Origin of the sequence: Bradyrhizobium sp. A11, assembly GCF_042077125.1 — a bacterium.
In the GTDB taxonomy this organism is placed as follows: domain Bacteria; phylum Pseudomonadota; class Alphaproteobacteria; order Rhizobiales; family Xanthobacteraceae; genus Bradyrhizobium; species Bradyrhizobium japonicum_B.
This window is the reverse complement of sequence record NZ_CP149509.1, coordinates 90,126-107,961: the sequence shown is the minus strand read 5'-3', so window position 1 is coordinate 107,961 and position 17,836 is coordinate 90,126. Positions and strand designations below refer to the sequence as shown.

18 protein-coding genes and 1 tRNA gene are annotated in these 17,836 nt (G+C 65.0%); 6 read left to right on the top strand and 13 right to left on the bottom strand.

Going from position 1 to position 17,836, the window contains the following annotated elements; translation table 11 throughout:
* Positions 1-26 precede the first annotated feature (26 nt).
* From WI560_RS00550 to aroA, 12 genes are all read right to left on the bottom strand, one after another.
* Positions 27-767, bottom strand: a complete 741-nt coding sequence (locus WI560_RS00550; protein WP_375306471.1) for a metallophosphoesterase family protein — start codon at positions 765-767, stop codon at positions 27-29.
* 128 nt (positions 768-895) lie between these two features.
* Positions 896-2,239, bottom strand: a complete 1,344-nt coding sequence (locus tag WI560_RS00545; RefSeq protein ID WP_375306470.1) for a bifunctional folylpolyglutamate synthase/dihydrofolate synthase — start codon at positions 2,237-2,239, stop codon at positions 896-898.
* Positions 2,236-3,177, bottom strand: coding sequence for an acetyl-CoA carboxylase, carboxyltransferase subunit beta (accD, locus tag WI560_RS00540; protein WP_375306469.1), 942 nt, complete (start codon positions 3,175-3,177; stop codon positions 2,236-2,238). Before accD ends, WI560_RS00545 begins: the two co-directional genes overlap by 4 nt.
* 172 nt (positions 3,178-3,349) lie before the next feature.
* Positions 3,350-4,186, bottom strand: coding sequence for a tryptophan synthase subunit alpha (trpA, locus tag WI560_RS00535; RefSeq protein ID WP_375306468.1), 837 nt, complete (start codon positions 4,184-4,186; stop codon positions 3,350-3,352).
* A complete protein-coding gene (trpB, locus tag WI560_RS00530; RefSeq protein ID WP_375306467.1) occupies positions 4,183-5,397 on the bottom strand; it encodes a tryptophan synthase subunit beta in 1,215 nt (404 codons plus the stop codon). The genes trpA and trpB overlap by 4 nt, the downstream gene beginning before the upstream one ends.
* On the bottom strand, positions 5,394-6,068 hold the full coding sequence (locus WI560_RS00525) for a phosphoribosylanthranilate isomerase (RefSeq protein ID WP_375306466.1): 675 nt from the start codon (positions 6,066-6,068) through the stop codon (positions 5,394-5,396). Before WI560_RS00525 ends, trpB begins: the two co-directional genes overlap by 4 nt.
* A 67-nt stretch (positions 6,069-6,135) precedes the next feature.
* Positions 6,136-6,528 carry a lipopolysaccharide assembly protein LapA domain-containing protein gene (locus WI560_RS00520; RefSeq protein ID WP_375306465.1) on the bottom strand — a complete coding sequence of 131 codons (393 nt, stop codon included), beginning with the start codon at positions 6,526-6,528 and terminating at the stop codon, positions 6,136-6,138.
* Positions 6,529-6,597: 69 nt separating this feature from the next.
* The gene (locus WI560_RS00515; RefSeq protein WP_008539997.1) at positions 6,598-6,903 is read right to left on the bottom strand and encodes an integration host factor subunit beta; all 306 of its coding nucleotides are present in this window, start codon (positions 6,901-6,903) and stop codon (positions 6,598-6,600) included.
* 171 nt (positions 6,904-7,074) lie between these two features.
* A complete protein-coding gene (gene sppA, locus WI560_RS00510) occupies positions 7,075-8,055 on the bottom strand; it encodes a signal peptide peptidase SppA (RefSeq protein ID WP_375306464.1) in 981 nt (326 codons plus the stop codon).
* 376 nt (positions 8,056-8,431) lie between these two features.
* Positions 8,432-10,138: a 30S ribosomal protein S1 gene (gene rpsA / locus WI560_RS00505; protein ID WP_257179029.1), complete on the bottom strand. Its 1,707-nt coding sequence runs from the start codon at positions 10,136-10,138 to the stop codon at positions 8,432-8,434.
* A gap of 267 nt (positions 10,139-10,405) precedes the next feature.
* Entirely contained in the window at positions 10,406-11,044 is a 639-nt protein-coding gene (gene cmk / locus WI560_RS00500) for a (d)CMP kinase (RefSeq protein ID WP_126256969.1), read from the bottom strand.
* Positions 11,041-12,378, bottom strand: a complete 1,338-nt coding sequence (gene aroA / locus WI560_RS00495; RefSeq protein ID WP_375306463.1) for a 3-phosphoshikimate 1-carboxyvinyltransferase — start codon at positions 12,376-12,378, stop codon at positions 11,041-11,043. The genes cmk and aroA overlap by 4 nt, the downstream gene beginning before the upstream one ends.
* Positions 12,379-12,538: 160 nt before the next feature.
* Between aroA and WI560_RS00490 the strand changes: the two genes are divergently transcribed.
* The 3 genes from WI560_RS00490 (at position 12,539) to WI560_RS00480 (ending at position 13,794) form a co-directional block, all read left to right on the top strand.
* Positions 12,539-12,946 carry a TIGR02300 family protein gene (locus tag WI560_RS00490; protein WP_375306462.1) on the top strand — a complete coding sequence of 136 codons (408 nt, stop codon included), beginning with the start codon at positions 12,539-12,541 and terminating at the stop codon, positions 12,944-12,946.
* 94 nt (positions 12,947-13,040) lie between these two features.
* Positions 13,041-13,116 (top strand) — tRNA-Ala (locus tag WI560_RS00485).
* 435 nt (positions 13,117-13,551) lie between these two features.
* Positions 13,552-13,794, top strand: a complete 243-nt coding sequence (locus tag WI560_RS00480; RefSeq protein ID WP_375306461.1) for a GIY-YIG nuclease family protein — start codon at positions 13,552-13,554, stop codon at positions 13,792-13,794.
* 6 nt (positions 13,795-13,800) lie between these two features.
* Here the strand turns inward: WI560_RS00480 and WI560_RS00475 are convergent, their stop codons facing one another.
* A complete protein-coding gene (locus tag WI560_RS00475; RefSeq protein WP_375306460.1) occupies positions 13,801-14,262 on the bottom strand; it encodes a MarR family winged helix-turn-helix transcriptional regulator in 462 nt (153 codons plus the stop codon).
* Between the two features lie 150 nt (positions 14,263-14,412).
* Between WI560_RS00475 and WI560_RS00470 the strand changes: the two genes are divergently transcribed.
* The 3 genes from WI560_RS00470 to ugpB all read left to right on the top strand — a co-directional run bounded on the left by WI560_RS00470 (position 14,413) and on the right by ugpB (position 17,836).
* On the top strand, positions 14,413-14,838 hold the full coding sequence (locus WI560_RS00470; protein WP_257197312.1) for an organic hydroperoxide resistance protein: 426 nt from the start codon (positions 14,413-14,415) through the stop codon (positions 14,836-14,838).
* Between the two features lie 185 nt (positions 14,839-15,023).
* Positions 15,024-16,229 (top strand): CaiB/BaiF CoA transferase family protein, encoded by a 1,206-nt coding sequence (locus tag WI560_RS00465; protein ID WP_375306459.1) that lies wholly within the window; start codon positions 15,024-15,026, stop codon positions 16,227-16,229.
* 290 nt (positions 16,230-16,519) lie between these two features.
* The gene (gene ugpB / locus WI560_RS00460; RefSeq protein WP_375306458.1) at positions 16,520-17,836 is read left to right on the top strand and encodes a sn-glycerol-3-phosphate ABC transporter substrate-binding protein UgpB; all 1,317 of its coding nucleotides are present in this window, start codon (positions 16,520-16,522) and stop codon (positions 17,834-17,836) included.

Below are 17,836 nucleotides of genomic sequence, written 5' to 3'. Positions count from 1 at the left end.
TGGTCTCGTGTGCGGGACACGAGGAGCTAGCCGATCCACCCCGTCGCGAGCGCATTGGCGAGTTCTGGCTGCCCATTGCGGCGCGCCAGCGCCGCCATCGTCTCGTGATCATACGCGACATGGCGGAACGTCACCTGCCAGGCACCATCCACCAGCTCGAGGATGGCATAACGCGCGTGCGGCGTGCCGGCTTCGACGACATGTGGATACGGATGCTTGTCGCGAAAGCCGGGACAGCCGACGCTGCCGGGATTGACGATCAGCCGGCCGTCGCGCAGGCGCACGGCGCGGGCGAGATGGGTGTGGGCGCAGAGGATCAGCGATTGCGTGAGTCCCAGCGCGAATGGCTCGATCCGGTCCAGCGGCGACAGCGCCACTGCGCCATCGGGATGCACAATGTCGAGCCAGTACACCTCGTCATTGCCGGGGGTCGCGTGACAGAGAAACACCTGGTCGCGGAACACATGCGTCGTCGGCTGCGCGCGCAGCCAGTCGAGCTGCGCGGCGTCGAGCGCTTCAAAGGCGGGACGATCCCACGAGCCCATCTTCTCCGGCGGACGATCGAGCAGATAGCGGTCGTGGTTGCCGAGCACATGCACGGCATCGAGATTCATCAGGATCTCGATGGTGCGGCGCGCATCGAGCGGGCCGCTCAGCATGTCGCCGAGATTGACGATGGCGGTGATGTCAAGCGCGCGGATGTCGGCGAGCACGGCCTCCAGCGCGAGGGAGTTTCCGTGAACGTCGGCGATGGCGGCAAAACGCATTTTTGTTATCCCTGCTCTCGTGCCCCGGACGCAGCGCAGCGCGTCTTCCGCGATGCGCTGCAGAGCCGGGGCCCATGTCGCGGCATTCTAGGTCCCGGCTCGCGCTTCGCGCGCCCGGGACACGACACCTATGCAGGCGGCGTGCCGTTGATGGCGAGCACATGGCCGGCCAGATATAGCGAGCCGGTGATCAGGATACGCGGCGGCACCTCGTAGGCGAGCTTCGCCAATGCACGCAGCGCCGCCTCGATTCCGGGCGCGATCTCGACGCGCATGCCCAGGCTGCGCGCGGCATCCGCGAGGCGGTCCACCGGCATCGCGTTCTCGGTGTCGGGGATCGGCACCGCGATGATGTGACGGGTGAGGCCGGCGAAATTGGTTAAAAACCCTTGCGCGTCCTTGTTCGCCATCATGCCGACGATCACGACTAGCGGCCGCGACACCCGCTCTTCGAGATCGCCGAGCGCGGCGGCCGCGACACGGCCGCCTTCGGCGTTGTGGCCGCCGTCGAGCCAGATTTCCGAGCCCTGCGGACCCCAGGACAGCAGCTCGCCCGAGGTGATGCGCTGCATCCGCGCCGGCCATTCGGCGCCGACAATGCCGGCCTCGAACGCGGCGTGGCTCACCTTAAGATCAGGGATCGCCCGCAGCGTCGCGATGGCGAGGCCGGCATTGGCGAATTGGTGGCGGCCGAACAGACGCGGCGCCGGGAGATCCATCAGGCCGCGGTCGTCGGAATAGACCAGACGGCCGCGCTCAACATTGACGTGCCAGCTCTCGCTGGCGGCAAACAGCGGCGCACGCATGCGCTTGGCTTGCGCCTCGATCACGGCCATCGCGTCCGGCGCCTGCTCCGCAGAGATCACCGGCACGCCGCGCTTGATGATCGCCGCCTTCTCGCCGGCGATCGAGGTCAACGTATCGCCGAGAAAGTCCATGTGATCCATGCTGACGGGCGTGATCACGCAGGCGGCCGGAGCGTCGATGACGTTGGTCGAGTCGAGCCGGCCGCCAAGGCCGACTTCGAGCAGCACCACGTCGGCCGGGTTCTGCGCGAACAAACGAAAGGCGGCTGCCGTCTTCAGCTCGAACAAGGTCGCGGCTTCGCCGGCATTGACGCGTTCGACCTCTTCCAGCGCCGCGCGCAACTCGTCGTCGCCGACCAGAACGCCGCCACCGAGGCGGCCGAGCCGAAAACACTCGTTGATGCGGACGAGATAGGGCGAGGTATAGGCGTGGACGCGCAAGCCCGCGGCCTCCAGCGTCGCGCGCAGATAGGCCAGCGTCGAGCCCTTGCCATTGGTGCCGGCGATGTGGATCACCGGCGCAAGCTTGCGTTCGGGATGCCCGAGCCGTTCGAGCAGCCGGTGCATCCGCTCAAGGCCCAGATCAATGCGTTTCTGATGCAGGACCGACAGCCGCCCGATCAACTCGCCGAGCGGCGTCTTCGTGCTGTCCGGAGACGCGTTCACGCGTGGGGCGCAGCCGGCGCCGGCTCAGCGGCCGATACGATCTGTGCCGGGCCGGTAGCGGCCTGCGCTGGCTTCGATGCGCCATCCTGCGCCGGCGCCTTGGTCAGCAGGCGGCAGAGCCGCGCCAGGGTCGGGCGCAGCTCATGGCGATGCACGACCATGTCGACCATGCCGTGCTCCTTGAGGTATTCAGCGCGTTGGAAGCCCTCGGGCAGCTTTTCACGAATGGTCTGCTCGATCACGCGCGCGCCGGCAAAGCCGATCAGCGCGCCGGGCTCGGCGATCTGCACGTCGCCCAGCATCGCGTAGGACGCGGTGACGCCGCCGGTGGTCGGATTGGTCAGCACGACGATGTAGGGCAGCTTGGCCTCACGCAGCATCTGCACCGCGACAGTCGTACGCGGCATCTGCATCAGCGACAGGATGCCCTCCTGCATGCGCGCACCGCCGGATGCGGCGAACACGATGAAGGGCGAGTTCTTCTCGACCGCAAGCTCCATCCCGCGCACGATGGCCTCGCCGGCTGCCATGCCGAGCGAGCCGCCCATGAAGTCGAAATCCTGCACGGCGACGACGACGGCCGAGCCTTCGAGCTTGCCGTAGCCGACCTTGATCGCGTCGTTGAGATTGGTCCGGGCCCGCGCATCCTTGATGCGGTCGACATATTTCTTCTCGTCGCGGAACTTGAGCGGGTCGGGCGTCACCTCGGGCAACGCGACGTCGAACCAGGTCTCGTTGTCGAAGATCGACTTCAAGCGCGCCACCGCGCCCATGCGCATGTGGTAGTTCGAGCCGGGGATGACGAACTGGTTGGCCTCGACGTCCTTGTAGAACACGAGCTGTCCGGAATCCGGGCACTTGATCCACAGATTCTCCGGCGTCTCCCGCCGCAGCATGTTGCGGATCTTCGGCCGGACCACATTGGTAAGCCAGTTCATGGTTTGCTCCGATGTGCGACCCCGCGGAGGGCCGCCTGAAAGGATATATGGCGGCCGGACCTCCGCCCGGCAAGCCGCCGTGTCGCCCGCGTTAGAGCACGATCCGGAAAAGTGTGAAGCGGTTTTCCGACAAGATCATGCTCAAACTAAAGGGCTAAAGCGGAATTATGGCCTATTCCGCCGCCTGTTGCGCGCCCTTGACGCCCTGGGCCAGGGCCGCCGTCAACTCGGCGACGGCGTTAACGGTTTTGGCGGTCGCCCGTCCCTCGGCATCGAGGCTGTTCTTGAGCGCATCGACCAGCGCGGTGCCGACCACGGCGCCGTTGGCATGGGAAGCAATGGCACGCGCGGTCTCGGGCGTGCGGATGCCGAAGCCGACGCAGACCGGCAGCTTGGTGTGCCGCTTGATGCGGGCAACGGCCTCGCTGACTGCCGAAGAGTCCGCGGCCGCAGCACCGGTGATGCCGGTGATGGAGACGTAGTAGACGAAGCCGGACGTGTTGGCGAGCACCGCCGGCAGGCGCTTGTCGTCGGTGGTCGGCGTCGCCAGGCGGATGAAGTTGAGACCCGCCTTCATCGCGGGCAGGCAGAGTTCCTCGTCTTCCTCCGGCGGCAGATCGACGATGATGAGGCCGTCGACGCCGGCGGCCTTGGCATCGACGAGAAATTTGTCGACGCCGTAAATGTAGATCGGGTTGTAATAGCCCATCAGCACGATCGGCGTCGCATTGTCGTCCTTGCGGAAGCCGCGCACCAGCTCCAGCGTCTTCTTCAGCGTCATGCCGGCCTTCAGCGCACGCAGGCCTGCGGCCTGGATCGACGGACCGTCGGCCATCGGATCGGTGAAGGGCATGCCGATCTCGATCACGTCGGCGCCTGATTTCGGCAACGCCTTGATGACCTCGAGCGAGGTCGCGGGATCGGGATCGCCGGCCATCAGGAAGGTCACGAAGGCCGCGCGGCCCTGCTTTTTCAGCTCGGCAAAGCGAGTGTCGATACGCGTGGTCACTTCTTGCCCCTCAGGATGTCGCCGACTTGCGGGACGTCCTTGTCGCCGCGGCCGGAGAGGTTGACGACCATCAGGTGGTCTTGCGGTCGCTTCGGCGCGAGCTCCATCACCTTGGCGATGGCATGCGCGGGTTCGAGCGCGGGGATGATGCCTTCGAGCTTCGAGAGCAGCTGGAACGCGGCGAGCGCCTCGTCGTCGGTCGCGGACAGGTAATTCACGCGCCCGACCTCGTGCAGCCAGGAATGCTCGGGCCCGATGCCGGGATAATCGAGGCCAGCCGAGATCGAATGCGCGTCCTGGATCTGGCCGTCGGCGTCCATCAAGAGATAAGTGCGGTTGCCGTGCAGCACGCCGGGACGGCCGCCCGCGATCGACGCGGCATGCAGCTGCGTCAGCCCATGACCGGCGGCCTCGACGCCGAAAATTTCGACCGAGGGATCGTCGAGGAACGGATGGAACAGGCCCATCGCGTTGGAGCCGCCGCCGATGCAGGCGACCAGCGAGTCCGGCAGGCGGCCCTCGACCTCCTGCATCTGCGCCTTGGTCTCGTTGCCGATGATCGACTGGAAATCGCGCACCAAGGTCGGATAGGGATGCGGGCCCGCCACCGTGCCGATGCAGTAGAACGTGTTGTGCACGTTGGTGACCCAGTCGCGCAGCGCCTCGTTCATGGCGTCCTTCAGCGTGCGCGTGCCCGACTGCACCGGCATCACCTTGGCGCCCAGCATCTCCATGCGGATGACGTTGGGCTGCTGCCGCTCGACGTCGACGGCGCCCATATAGACCACGCATTCCAGGCCGAAGCGCGCGCACAGCGTCGCGGTGGCGACGCCATGCTGGCCCGCGCCGGTCTCGGCGATGATGCGCTTCTTGCCCATGCGCCGCGCCAGCATGATCTGGCCGAGCACGTTGTTCACCTTGTGCGAGCCGGTGTGGTTGAGCTCTTCGCGCTTGAGGTAGATCTTGGCGCCGCCGAGATGCTCCGTCAGGCGCTCGGCGAAATAGAGCGGCGAGGGCCGGCCGACATAGTTCTTGAGATAGCCGTTCATCTCGGCCTGGAACGCCGGATCGGCCTTGGCCTCGGTATAGGCCTTCTCCAGATCGAGGATCAGCGGCATCAGCGTTTCGGCGACGAAGCGTCCGCCGAAAATGCCGAAATGGCCGCGCTCGTCTGGGCCGCTGCGGTAGGAATTTGGCTTGGCGATGTTCATCGGACGCTCAACTCTTTGACGTTCAGCTCTTGAATGGCGCGCGCGGCGCGGATGAAGGCTTTGATCATCTCCGGATCCTTCACACCGGGAGCGCTCTCCACCCCGGAGGACACATCGACGCCGCCGGCGCCGGTCAGGCGCACGGCCTCGGCGATGTTCCCGGCATGCAGGCCGCCTGAAACCATATACGGCAGCGCGAGCTCGAGGTTTTGCAGCAGGTGCCAATCGAACGGCGCGCCGAGCCCGCCCGGCCGCGTCGCGTCCTTCGGAGGCCTCGCATCGAACAGGATGCGGTCGGAAACAGCGGCATAGCCCGGCAACACGGCGAGATCGGCCGCCGTCTCGACCGGCAGCGCCTTCATCACCGGGCGGCCGTACTTCTGCTTGATGTCGCGCAGCCGCGCGACGCTTTCCTTGCCGTGGAGCTGGAAAATGTCCGGCGACAGCGCGTCCATGATGTTGTCGAGCGTGGCATCATCGGCATCGACGGTGAGCGCCACCTTGAGCGCGCGCCCCTCGACCTGGCGGCCGAGCTCGCGGCCGAGCTCAAGGGACAGGTGCCGCGGCGACGGCGGGAAGAACACGAAGCCCACCATATCCGCACCCGCGGCGAGCGCCGTTTGAAGCGTCTCGCGCGTGGACAGGCCGCAGATCTTGACGAGCAGGGACATGATCTCAAGGCAAATGGAGACCGCGGGCTCGCGGCCGGAAAAAAGGGGTTTTGCGTTGCGGCCGCTTCTACAACGTCGCGCGCTGCTTGTCTCGCCCGATGGGCCCGTAGAGCCCCACCCCGATCGGGGCGGGAAGGCGCTGGGATTCGGGCCTCGCCGCGGCCGCCTGGGCCCGCAGATCGGCCAGTTCGCCCCTGGCGGCCCGGGCCTCAGCCTCGTGCCGGCGCGCGGAGCGCCGCCAGTGCCGTTGGCCGAACCAAACGGCACAGCCGCCCGCGAAGACCCCGATGGCCGCCACCAGGATCAGCAGCAGGAACAGCGGCAAGGTGATCGACGATGACGGATCGTCCGCAATGAAGGGATCGAACGAGACCGTGACGAAATGCCGGTTGGCAACGGCAAACGCCACCAGGATCAGGCCCAGCGGAATGACGATCAGCGCGGTCAGGAACTTTCGCATCTCGCTTCGCTCGCCTTGAATCAAGCTCGGGGCCGCGTCATGCGCGACCGCAGACAAACCCCGGCCGGCTCAGTCCGCCGCGCCGGGATCCGGATGGTCGCGGTTCAGCCGCTCGCGCATTTCCTTGCCGGTCTTGAAGAACGGAACGCTCTTCTGATCGACGGGCACATGGGCGCCGGTACGCGGATTACGCCCGGCGCGTGCGGGGCGATGCTTGACCGAGAAGGCACCGAAGCCGCGCAGCTCGACGCGATCGCCGCGCGCGAGGGCCGCTACGATCTCCTCGAGAATCGCATTCACAATGTTCTCGACATCCCGCTGGTACAGATGCGGGTTGTGCTCGGCGATACGCTGAACAAGTTCGGATTTGATCATCGAGAGATAGGACCCGGGAGCGTGCGGATGACCATTTCCGTGAAAATACCTTGATCTGTCAAGACGCTAAATCAAGGTTGAGCGTCGTGAAAATGCGTGACAAATGCCGAAAAAGCGGGCTGTCCCGATGCCCGTCAGACGGGAAAACCTTGGGAAGCTCGCCTAGACACCTCAGTTCGAGGTGGCCGGTTGCCACAGGGCCAGCATTCCGTCCATTCCGAACCGATCGACCGCCTGCGCCACGCCGGTTTGCCCGATTTGATGCGCAATCGAGCTCAAACCAAGCGCTTCCAGCGTAACGGCAGCCGCCGTCTTGAGGAACGTCAGATCGCCAAAACGCGGCTGGAGCTTGTAGTCGCGTACCGGCAGACCCTTCTTGACGCTCTTGTGCTCGACGAGCCAGGACACCGCCGTCTTCTCGTCGCCGATCTGGTCGATCAGCTTGAGGGCGATCGCCTGGCGTCCGGTGAAGACGCGGCCGTCGGCCACTTTCTCGAGCTGCGTGTCATCCATGCCACGCCGATCCTTCACCAATCCCCTGAACCAGGCGTAGGAATCCTTCACCAGCGCATCGAGGGCGGCCCGCGCTTCGGGGCTGGTCGGCTCGTAACCGTTCGGCGCGGCCTTCAGCGGCGACGACTTCACCTCCTCGACCTTGACGCCGATCGTCTTCAGCAGCTCGCTGACGTTGGGATATTGGAACAGCACGCCGATCGATCCGACCAGCGAGCTCTGCTGGGCGATGATGTGATCGCTTGCAATAGCCGTGATGTAGCCGCCGGAGGCAGCCAGGCCCTCGACCACCACGACGAGCGGCTTCTTCGCCTTCAGCCGGACCAGCGAATCGTAGAGCTGCTCGGAGCCGGCGGTGGTGCCGCCCGGCGAGTTGATGTGAACGATGACGGCGGCGGCCTGCGAATTCTCCAGCCGTTCCAGCGCCTGCGTGCGATCGGAATCGCTGCGGATCAGGCCCTCGATGTGAACCCGCGCGATCGAGCCGGCGGATGCGAAGCTACCCCGCGCGCCGGGTGTCGCGATCAGCGCGGCGCTTGCGATCGCCGCGATCGCGATCAGCGCGGCCACGACGCGCCAGAACGTCAGCTTGCGACGGATCCGGCGGCGATCGACGATGATGTCCGAATCGAGCGACATCGGAATATCTCCAAATGAAAGACTGGACGCGTTGTGCCGTCACGGCGTGACCAACGGCTTATCTGGATACATCAATTGCGGCGCAATTTGAAGAAAACAAGGCCTCGTGAGGCCGAGCAAGTCGCCACAAACTCAGCCGTCATCCCGCGAAGGCGGGGATCCATAACCACAGGGAGACGTGTGACACGGGACGCCCATTCCGAAGTCTTCGCCAAACCACTTCCTGTGGGTATGGGTCCCTGATCTGCGCTCTGCTCCCAACGCGACGCGTTGACGGGAGCTGCGCTTGTCATGGACGACAGCGGAGAATGTCGCTCCAACAGAAAAAGCCCCGGCTCGCGCCGGGGCTTCGATGTCAGCGAAAAGAACGTTCCGCTTACTTGCTGTCGCGGTTCTTGAGCGCGGTGCCCAGGATGTCGCCGAGCGTCGCACCCGAATCGGAGGAGCCGTATTGCGCGATGGCTTCCTTCTCTTCGGCAACTTCGAGCGCCTTGATCGACACCTGGACCTTGCGGGCCTTCTTGTCGAACTGGATCACGCGGGCGTCGACCTTCTCGCCGACGGCGAAGCGTTCGGCGCGCTGGTCGTTGCGGTCACGGGCAAGCTCGGAGCGCTTGATGAAGGTCGAGAAGTCGGTACCGGCGATCTTCACCTCGATACCGCTTTCCTTCACTTCGAGCACTTCGCAGGTCACGACCGCGCCCTTCTTGACATCGCCCGGCTCGGCGAAGGGGTCGCCTTCGAGCTGCTTGATGCCGAGCGAGATGCGCTCCTTCTCGACGTCCACATCGAGCACCACGGCCTTCACCATGTCGCCCTTCTTGTAGTTGTCGATCACCTGCTCGCCCGGAAGCTTCCAGTCGAGGTCGGAGAGATGGACCATGCCGTCGACGTCGCCCTCGAGGCCAAGGAACAGACCGAACTCGGTCTTGTTCTTGACCTCGCCCTCGACCACCGAACCGGTCGGGTGACCTTCGACGAAGACCTCCCAGGGGTTGCGCATGGTCTGCTTGAGGCCGAGCGAGATGCGGCGCTTGACGGAATCAACTTCCAGCACCTGCACTTCGACTTCCTGCGAGGTCGAAACGATCTTGCCGGGGTGCATGTTCTTCTTGGTCCACGACATTTCGGAGACGTGGATCAGGCCTTCGATGCCCGGCTCGAGCTCGACGAACGCACCGTAGTCGGTGATGTTGGTGACGCGGCCGGTGAAGCGGGCACCCAGCGGGTACTTGGCTTCGATGCCCTGCCACGGATCGTCCAGCAGCTGCTTCATGCCCAACGAGATGCGGTGCGTCTCGTGGTTGATCTTGATGATCTTGACCTTCACGGTCTGGCCGATCGAGAGCACCTCGGTCGGATGGTTGACGCGGCGCCACGCGATGTCGGTGACGTGCAGCAGGCCGTCGATGCCGCCGAGATCGACGAACGCACCGTAATCGGTGATGTTCTTGACCACGCCGTCGATGACCTGACCCTCTTCGAGGTTCTGCACCAGCTCCTGGCGCTGCTCGGCGCGGGTCTCTTCGAGAACCGTGCGGCGCGACACCACGATGTTGCCGCGGCGGCGATCCATCTTGAGGATCTGGAACGGCTGCGAGTTGTTCATCAGCGGTGCAACGTCGCGGATCGGACGGATGTCGACCTGCGAGCGCGGCAGGAAGGCCACGGCACCGTCGAGGTCGACGGTGAAGCCGCCCTTGACCTGGTTGAAGATGACGCCGTTGACCTTCTCGTTGTTCTGGAACGCCTTCTCGAGCTTGCCCCAGCTCTCTTCGCGGCGCGCCTTGTCGCGCGACAGCACGGCTTCGCCGAGGGCGTTCTCGATGCGATCGAGGAACACTTCCACCTCGTCGCCGACCTTCAGTTCACTGTCACGGCCGGGGCCGGAAAATTCGCGCAGGGCGACGCGGCCCTCGGTCTTCAGGCCGACGTCGATGACGGCCATGTCCTTTTCAATTGCAACCACCTTGCCCTTGATGACGGAGCTTTCCTGCAGGTTGCCGCCTGCAAAGGACTCGTCGAGCATCGCAGCGAAATCGTCGCGCGACGGGCTATAGGTATCAGCAGAAGTCGAAGCCATTTGTTCTCCAATTGCGGAAGCATGCCGGCCGTTGGGTTCATGGGCATATCGCACGCGCAGTGTCGGAAGGTCCGCAGAACCTTCGAGCGACCGCTCGCTGCCCCGGCTCGACGCCGAAACAGCGGAAGCGGGCCGGCTGAGGCCCGCGCGTTCGATACGTGGAAATCTTGTGTCCGGAGCCTGGATCGTGCCGGTCCCGAAACGAGGGGCCTGACGTATCGACCTCAAAGAGCGGGAGCGGGCGCTTCCTCCAATGACGGCTGCGGCTTAACCCCGCGACCGGCCCGCTCGGACGGCCTCGATAATGTCGATGGCGGCCCGGACGCCGCCTTCTATATCCAGTTGGGAGTTATCTAGCAAGTAAGCATCCGGGGCTGGTTTCAAGGGTGCGATCGGCCGGTTCTTGTCGCGTTCGTCGCGCTGGATGATGTCGGCGAGCACGGCGGCCTCGTCGGCCTCCTCGCCCCTCGCCCTGGCCTCCATGGTGCGGCGACGGGCGCGGACCCGGGGGTCGGCGACGACGAAGATCTTCACGTCGGCGTCCGGGCAGATCACGGTTCCAATGTCGCGGCCGTCCAGGACGGCGCCGGGCGGATCGGCGGCGAATTGCCGCTGGAAATTGACCAGGACCTCGCGAACCCTGGGGATCGCCGAGACGATGGAGGCCCCCTCGCCGGCCTTCTGGGTCTTCAGCGCGGGATTGCCGAACTTTTCGGGATCGAGCTCCAGCGCGGCCTGCACCGCGGCCGCCTCGTCACGGAGATCATGACCGGATTGCATCAGGGCGTAGGCCACCGCACGGTAGATTACGCCGGTATCGAGATGACGATAGCCGTAATGATGGGCGAGGCGCTTGCCGAGCGTCCCCTTCCCCGAGGCGGCGGGCCCGTCGATGGCGATGATCATGAAAACTCGGCCCCTAGCGAACGCATCATCGGAATGAAATCCGGAAAGCTGGTGGCGATGAAGGCGGTGTCGTCGACCGTCACGGGCTGGTCGGCGGCACAGCCCATCACCAGCGCGGACATCGCGATGCGATGGTCCATATGGGTGGCGACCATGCCGCCGCCAGGAACGTGACCGCGGCCTTCGACGATCAGATCGTCGCCGGAGATCTCGACCTTCACGCCGTTGACGCGCAGCATGGCGGCGGTGGCCTCCAGCCGATCGGATTCCTTGACGCGCAGCTCGTGCAGGCCGCGCATGATGGTGGTGCCTTCGGCGAAGGAGGCCGCCACCGCCAGCACCAGATATTCGTCGATCATCGAGGGCGCACGCTCGGGCGGCACCTCGACCCCGCGCAGTTTCGAGGCCCGCACCCGCAGTTTCGCCATCGGCTCGCCGGCATCGCCGCGTGTCTCGCTTTCCTCGATGGAGGCGCCCATCTCGCGCAGCGTGGTGAACAGGCCGGTGCGCAGCGGATTGGTCATGACGTCGGACAGGACGATATCGGAGCCCTCGACGATCAGCGCCGCGACCATCGGGAAGGCCGCCGAGGAGGGATCGGCAGGCACCACCACCGTGGCGCCGTGCAGCTCGGGCTGGCCCTTGAGCGTGATCCGGCGGCCATGCACGCCCTCCGGCGCCGAGGCGATGTCGGCGCCGAAATGCTTCAGCATCAGCTCGGTGTGGTCGCGGCTGGCTTCAGTCTCGATGACAGTGGTGGTGCCGGGGGCGGCAAGGCCCGCCAGCAGCACCGCCGACTTGATCTGGGCCGAGGCGACCGGCGTCGTGTAGGTGATCGGCAGCGGATCGCGCGCGCCCTGCAGGGTCATGGGCAGACGACCGCCCTCACCCCCGGAGATGACCTTCGCGCCCATCTTTTCCAGCGGATCGAGGATCCGGCGCATCGGGCGGCTGCGCAGCGAGGCGTCGCCGTCGAAGATCGCCGAGATCGGGCAGCCGGCGACGGCGCCCATCACCAGCCGGCAGCCGGTGCCGGAATTGCCGAAATCCAGAGCCGCCTTGGGCGCGGCGAAGCCCGCGACGCCTACCCCGTTCACCTTCCAGGCGAAATCGCCGGTGCGCTCGACCCTGGCGCCCAGCGCCTGCATGGATTTGGCGGTGTTGAGGACGTCCTCGCCCTCCAGCAGGCCTGAAATCCTGGTCTCGCCGACCGCCAGCGCGCCCAGGATCAGCGCACGGTGAGAGATCGACTTGTCGCCGGGCACCCGTACTTTCCCGGTCAGGGGTCCGCTAGCGCGAGACTGGAGCGGCCTCGGATGGTCGGAATGAGTCAAGATTGTGTCCTTGGATGAGCCCTGAGGGGACTGCGGCGCAGGTACCACATGGTCCGCGCGCCGTCACGGGCATGTCGTTCTCCTGTAATGCGCTATTGACAGCGGGCCGCCAACTAGCCAAGTGAAACACCGCTTTTCAGACATTCCCAGGATTCCTGCCGTGGCCAAGTCCGAACTCGGAACCAAACGTATTTGCCCGACTACGGGCAAAAAGTTCTATGACCTCAACAAGAATCCGGTGGTCTCGCCCTATACCGGCGAAGTTGTGCCGATCGCCCCGGTGGCGCCGGCGCGCATGCCCCGCGGCGCGGAAGCTCGGCACGCGGCGACAGCGGATGCTGCGCCCGAGCCGGCAGAGGTCGAAGAGGTTTCGCTCGAGGAAGCCGACGCCGAGGAGAACACCGGCAAGGTCAAGGCCGTGGTGCCCGAGTCGGAGGACGATATCGAGGTCGACGAGACCCTCGATGACGACGATGACGATGATTCGACCTTCATTGCCGACGAGGAAGAGGGCGATGAGGACGTGACCGACATCATTGGTGATGTCGGAGGTGATGAAGAGACTTGAGATCAGTCCTGATCTGTGAAAAAGGGTGCACCGCGCGAGTCGCCAGGACTCGCCGGTTGGGGTGATCCACCAGATTCACCCCGTCAAGGACTAAGGGGCCATAGCTCAGCTGGGAGAGCGCTTGCATGGCATGCAAGAGGTCGGCGGTTCGATCCCGCCTGGCTCCACCACGCTTCGCCCTTCGGGCTCCGCGTGGCGCAGCCACGTCGGAGCCAGAAGGGCGAAGCGTGGTGTCCGGCGTAGCCCGAAGGGCGAAGACGGACTGGTGACAATTCCGATCAATTCTATCGACGATCCATGTGGAAGCCGCCAATATAGGGCAACCCTCTGTCGGCGCTACGCGTGGCGCAGCCACGTCGGAGCCAGAAGGGCGAAGCGTGGTGTCCGGCGTAGCCCGAAGGGCGAAGACGGACTGGTGACAATTCCGATCAATTCTATCGACGATCCATGTGGAAGCCGCCAATATAGGGCAACCCTCTGTCGGCGCTACGCGTGGCGCAGCCACGTCGGAGCCAGAAGGGCGAAGCGTGGTGTCCGGCGTAGCCCGAAGGGCGAAGACGGACTGGTGAGGCCCCACCGAACGACTACCCGGGCGATAGCCGTCAATGTGGTACGTCTACATCCTTCGCAGCATCGAATTTCCTGAGCAGGAATACGTCGGCGCCACAGAGGATTTGAAGCGGCGGATTCCGGAGCACAATGCCGGCAAGTCCAGTCACACCGCCAAATTCAGGCCATGGAAGCTGATCTGGTACTGCGCCTTCCCTGATAAGCATAAGGCGCTCGCGTTCGAGGCTTACTTGAAGTCTCACTCTGGCCGGGCCTTCACGAAGAAGCGGCTTTCCTAGAACCCCCTACTCCCCGATCACCGCATTGAGCCGATCCCGCAACGCCACGATCTCGTCCTTCATCGCGACCAGTTCCGGCACCGAGCAGTGCGAGGCCGCCAGGATCGACTGTGGCACGCTGCGGGCTTTGTCCTTCAAGCCATGGCCCTGCGGCGTCAGGGCGATCAACACTTGGCGCTCGTCCTCGCTGGAGCGGGTGCGCTTGACGAGATGCGCCGCTTCCAGCCGCTTCAGCAGCGGCGTCAGCGTGCCCGAATCCAGGAACAGGCGCTCGCCGATGTCCTTGACCGGCACGTCGTCGCGCTCCCACAACACCAGCATCACCAGATATTGCGGATAGGTCAGGCCGAGCCGGTCCAGCAGCGGCTTGTAGATGCGGTTAAAGGCATGCGCGGCCGAATAGATCGCGAAGCAGATCTGGTTGTCGAGCCGCAGCGGCGCGTCCGCTGCCGATGATTTTCGGGGCATGGAGAATCTCCCGGGGTTTGCGGCATTGTGGCGCTCGGCGGCGGCACGTTCAATTGCGAACAATTAAATGTGAGGCTCTGCAATTTCAATTGCGCACAATACAATTGCCTGCAATATACATTGTACCCATCGAAATCCAGGGAGACGACAATGTCCGTGAACGTGCTCTACAAGACCAGCGCCAAGGCCACCGGCGGCCGCGACGGCCATGCTGCAACCCTCGACGGCGCGCTCGACGTCAAGCTGGCCACGCCGAAGGAGCTCGGCGGTGGCGGCGGCGCCGGCAACAATCCCGAGCAGCTGTTCGCGGCCGGCTATGCCGCCTGCTTCATCGGCGCGATGAAGTTCGTGGCCTCGCAGGGCGGCCCGAAGGTTCCGAATGACGCCTCCGTCACCTCGACCGTCGGCATCGGCCCGCGCTCCGCAGGCGGCTTCGGCCTCGATATCGACCTCGCGGTCTCGCTGCCGGGCCTTGCCCGCGCCGAGGCCGAGGCGCTGGTCGCAAAGGCCCACCAGGTGTGCCCCTATTCCAACGCCACCCGCGGCAATGTCGACGTTCGCCTGACGGTCGTCTGATCGAACGGCGGATTGGCTGGCCCGGGATCCCCCTCGGGCTGGCCGCTTCCGCCAGAATCCGCATTTGCCACGCCGCGGGATTGCCGCAACGGCGGCCGCATGCGGCCCTACGCCGGGAGCCATTGCTGCTCCCTGCAAACCTCGCTAGGCCTGTGATCAAACGTCGACACAGGGGAAGCGAAGGCATGAGTTCTGAAGCCGCCACAGGTGCCATGAGCGGACTGCGCGTCATCGATCTCACGCGCGTGCTCGGCGGCCCGTATTGCACCCAGATCCTCGCCGACCATGGCGCCGACGTGATCAAGGTCGAGCCGCCCGCCGGCGACGAGGTGCGTGAGTGGGGTCCCCCCTTCCATGAGGAGGACGCGGCCTATTTCGTCGGCATCAACCGCAACAAGCGCTCGATCGGCCTCGACCTCGCCTCGGAGGGCGGTCGCGTCGTGCTGCTGAAGATGCTGGAGACCGCCGACGTCCTGATCGAGAATTTCAAGCCGGGCACGCTGGAGAAATGGGGCATCGGCAACGACGTCCTCAGCAGGAAATTCCCGCGCCTCGTGCATTGCCGGATCTGCGGCTTCGGCGCCGACGGCCCGCGCGGCGGCAATCCCGGCTACGACGCCATCATCCAGGCCATGACCGGCATGATCGCCGCGACCGGCTCGCCCGAGAGCGGCCCGATGCGGATCGGCGTGCCCCTGGTCGACATCGGCACCGGGCTCTATGCCGCGATCGGCATCCTGATGGCGCTGTCGGAGCGGCAGCGCTCGGGCAAAGGCCAATTCCTGGAGACGACGCTGTACGAGACCGGCCTTGCCATCATGCATCCGCACACCGCGAACTATTTCATGCATGGCAAGCCGCCGTCGCTCACCGGCAACGAGCATCCGAACCTCGTGCCTTACGCGATCTTCCCGACCAAAACCGACAACATCTTCATCGGCGTCGGCAATGACGGTACCTTCCGCAAGCTCTGTAAGGAGATCGGCAAGCCGGAGCTCGGCACCGACCCGCGTTTCGCCCGCAACAAGGACCGCATCGCCAACCGCGGGGCGCTGCGCGCCGAGCTCGCCGCGGTGTTCAGCCAGCACGAGGCCGAGCCGCTCTGCAACCGCCTGCTCGCTGCGGGCCTGCCGGCAGGGCCGGTGCAGAAGATCGACCAGGCGCTGACCAACCCGCACACGATCGCGCGCGGCGATATCATCGAGAAGGACTGGTACAAGGGCGTGGCCTCGCCGATCCGGCTCGACCGCAGCAAGCCGAGCCTGCGCCTTCTGCCGCCGAAATTCAGCCAGCACGCAGCCGAGGTGCTGGGCGAGTTCGGCTACTCCAAGGCCGAGATCGACGCGATGGTCGAAAACGGCACGGTCTGCGGCCCTGAGCGCAAGCGCTGAGGTAGGCCAAACGTCGCTCGTCAAGGTGGTGCGCACCCTCTCCCGCTTGCGGGAGAGGTTTTCGAACTCGCGGCCCATCGTCCCGCAACTGCCCAATACCGCACTGCGGCGCGATCCACGCGGGTGCACCGCGAACGGAGGAGGCTGTCCGCATCGCCTTCGCCTATTTTCCGGCTTCCCTTTTCCAGCGCTTGCCGCTTTCGTTTCGGCCGCTTACACAGTCATGTGAACGTCATACGGCGCTGGTAGCGCAAGCGCTTCTTTAGTGACGGGCAAGGGAGGTTTTCTTGATGGCTCTTCGACATTTTGGTGCGGCGGCGGCTGTTGCACTCACGGTTGGTCTCGGCGCCTCGCCGGCGCTGGCCGTGACCGAAATCCAGTGGTGGCACGCGATGACGGGCGCCAACAACGACGTCATCGTCAAGCTCGCGAGCGACTTCAACGGTGCCCAGAGCGACTACAAGGTGATTCCGACCTACAAGGGCAACTACGCCGATACGATGAACGCCGGCATCGCCGCGTTCCGCGCCGGCAACGCGCCGCACATCATGCAGGTGTTCGAGGTCGGCACCGCCACCATGATGGCGGCGACCGGCGCCGTGAAGCCGGTCTACAAGCTGATGGCCGAGACCGGCGAGAAGTTCGATCCCAAGGCCTATCTGCCCGCGATCACCGGCTACTACTCGACCTCGAAGGGCGAGATGCTGTCCTTCCCCTTCAACTCGTCGTCGACGGTGATGTGGGTCAATCTCGACGCGCTGAAGAAGGCCAATGTCGAGATCCCGAAGACCTGGCCCGAGGTGTTCGACGCCGCCAAGAAGCTGAAGGCGGCCGGCCACGCCACCTGCGGCTTCTCCAACTCCTGGGTCACCTGGGTCAATCTGGAGCAGCTGTCGGCCTGGCACAACGTGCCCCTGTCGACCAAAGCCAACGGTCTCGACGGCTTCGACACCGTGCTGTCGTTCAACGGCCCGCTCCAGGTCAAGCACCTCGAAAACCTGGTCGAGCTCCAGAAGGACAAGACCTACGACTATGCCGGCCGCACCAACACCGGCGAAGGCCGCTTCACGTCGGGCGAATGCCCGCTCTACCTGACCTCGTCGGCGTTCTTCGGCAACGTCAAGGCGCAGGCCAAGTTCGCCTTCACCGCGGTGCCGATGCCTTATTATCCGGACGTCAAGGGCGCGCCGCAAAACTCGATCATTGGCGGCGCCTCGCTCTGGATCATGGGCGGCAAGTCGGCCGACGAGTACAAGGGCGTGGCGAAGTTCCTGACGTTCCTCTCCGATACGGATCGGCAGGTCTACATCCACAAATCGTCGGGCTATCTGCCGATCACCAAGGCGGCCTATGACAAGGCCAAGGCAGAGGGCTTCTACAAGGACCAGCCCTATCTCGAGACCCCGCTGCTCGAGCTGACCAACAAGGAGCCGACCGAGAATTCGCGCGGCCTGCGCCTCGGCAACATGGTGCAGCTCCGCGACGTCTGGGCGGAAGAAATCGAGCAGGCGCTGGCCGGCAAGAAGACTGCCAAGCAGGCGCTGGACGCGGCCGTCGAGCGCGGCAACACCATGCTGCGGCAGTTCGAAAAGACCGCCGTGAAGTAA

Coding starts and splice junctions, on each gene's coding strand:
- WI560_RS00470 (WP_257197312.1), top strand. CDS start 14,413: ATGTCCGTGAACGTGCTCTACAAGACCAGCGCCAAGGCCACCGGCGGC.
- ugpB (WP_375306458.1), top strand. CDS start 16,520: ATGGCTCTTCGACATTTTGGTGCGGCGGCGGCTGTTGCACTCACGGTT.
- accD (WP_375306469.1), bottom strand. CDS start 3,177: ATGAACTGGCTTACCAATGTGGTCCGGCCGAAGATCCGCAACATGCTG.
- WI560_RS00480 (WP_375306461.1), top strand. CDS start 13,552: ATGTGGTACGTCTACATCCTTCGCAGCATCGAATTTCCTGAGCAGGAA.
- sppA (WP_375306464.1), bottom strand. CDS start 8,055: ATGTCGCTCGATTCGGACATCATCGTCGATCGCCGCCGGATCCGTCGC.
- WI560_RS00515 (WP_008539997.1), bottom strand. CDS start 6,903: ATGATCAAATCCGAACTTGTTCAGCGTATCGCCGAGCACAACCCGCAT.
- trpB (WP_375306467.1), bottom strand. CDS start 5,397: ATGAACATCGCCAAGCCAAATTCCTACCGCAGCGGCCCAGACGAGCGC.
- WI560_RS00525 (WP_375306466.1), bottom strand. CDS start 6,068: ATGTCCCTGCTCGTCAAGATCTGCGGCCTGTCCACGCGCGAGACGCTT.
- cmk (WP_126256969.1), bottom strand. CDS start 11,044: ATGATCATCGCCATCGACGGGCCCGCCGCCTCGGGGAAGGGGACGCTC.
- WI560_RS00520 (WP_375306465.1), bottom strand. CDS start 6,528: ATGCGAAAGTTCCTGACCGCGCTGATCGTCATTCCGCTGGGCCTGATC.
- WI560_RS00550 (WP_375306471.1), bottom strand. CDS start 767: ATGCGTTTTGCCGCCATCGCCGACGTTCACGGAAACTCCCTCGCGCTG.
- WI560_RS00465 (WP_375306459.1), top strand. CDS start 15,024: ATGAGTTCTGAAGCCGCCACAGGTGCCATGAGCGGACTGCGCGTCATC.
- rpsA (WP_257179029.1), bottom strand. CDS start 10,138: ATGGCTTCGACTTCTGCTGATACCTATAGCCCGTCGCGCGACGATTTC.
- WI560_RS00475 (WP_375306460.1), bottom strand. CDS start 14,262: ATGCCCCGAAAATCATCGGCAGCGGACGCGCCGCTGCGGCTCGACAAC.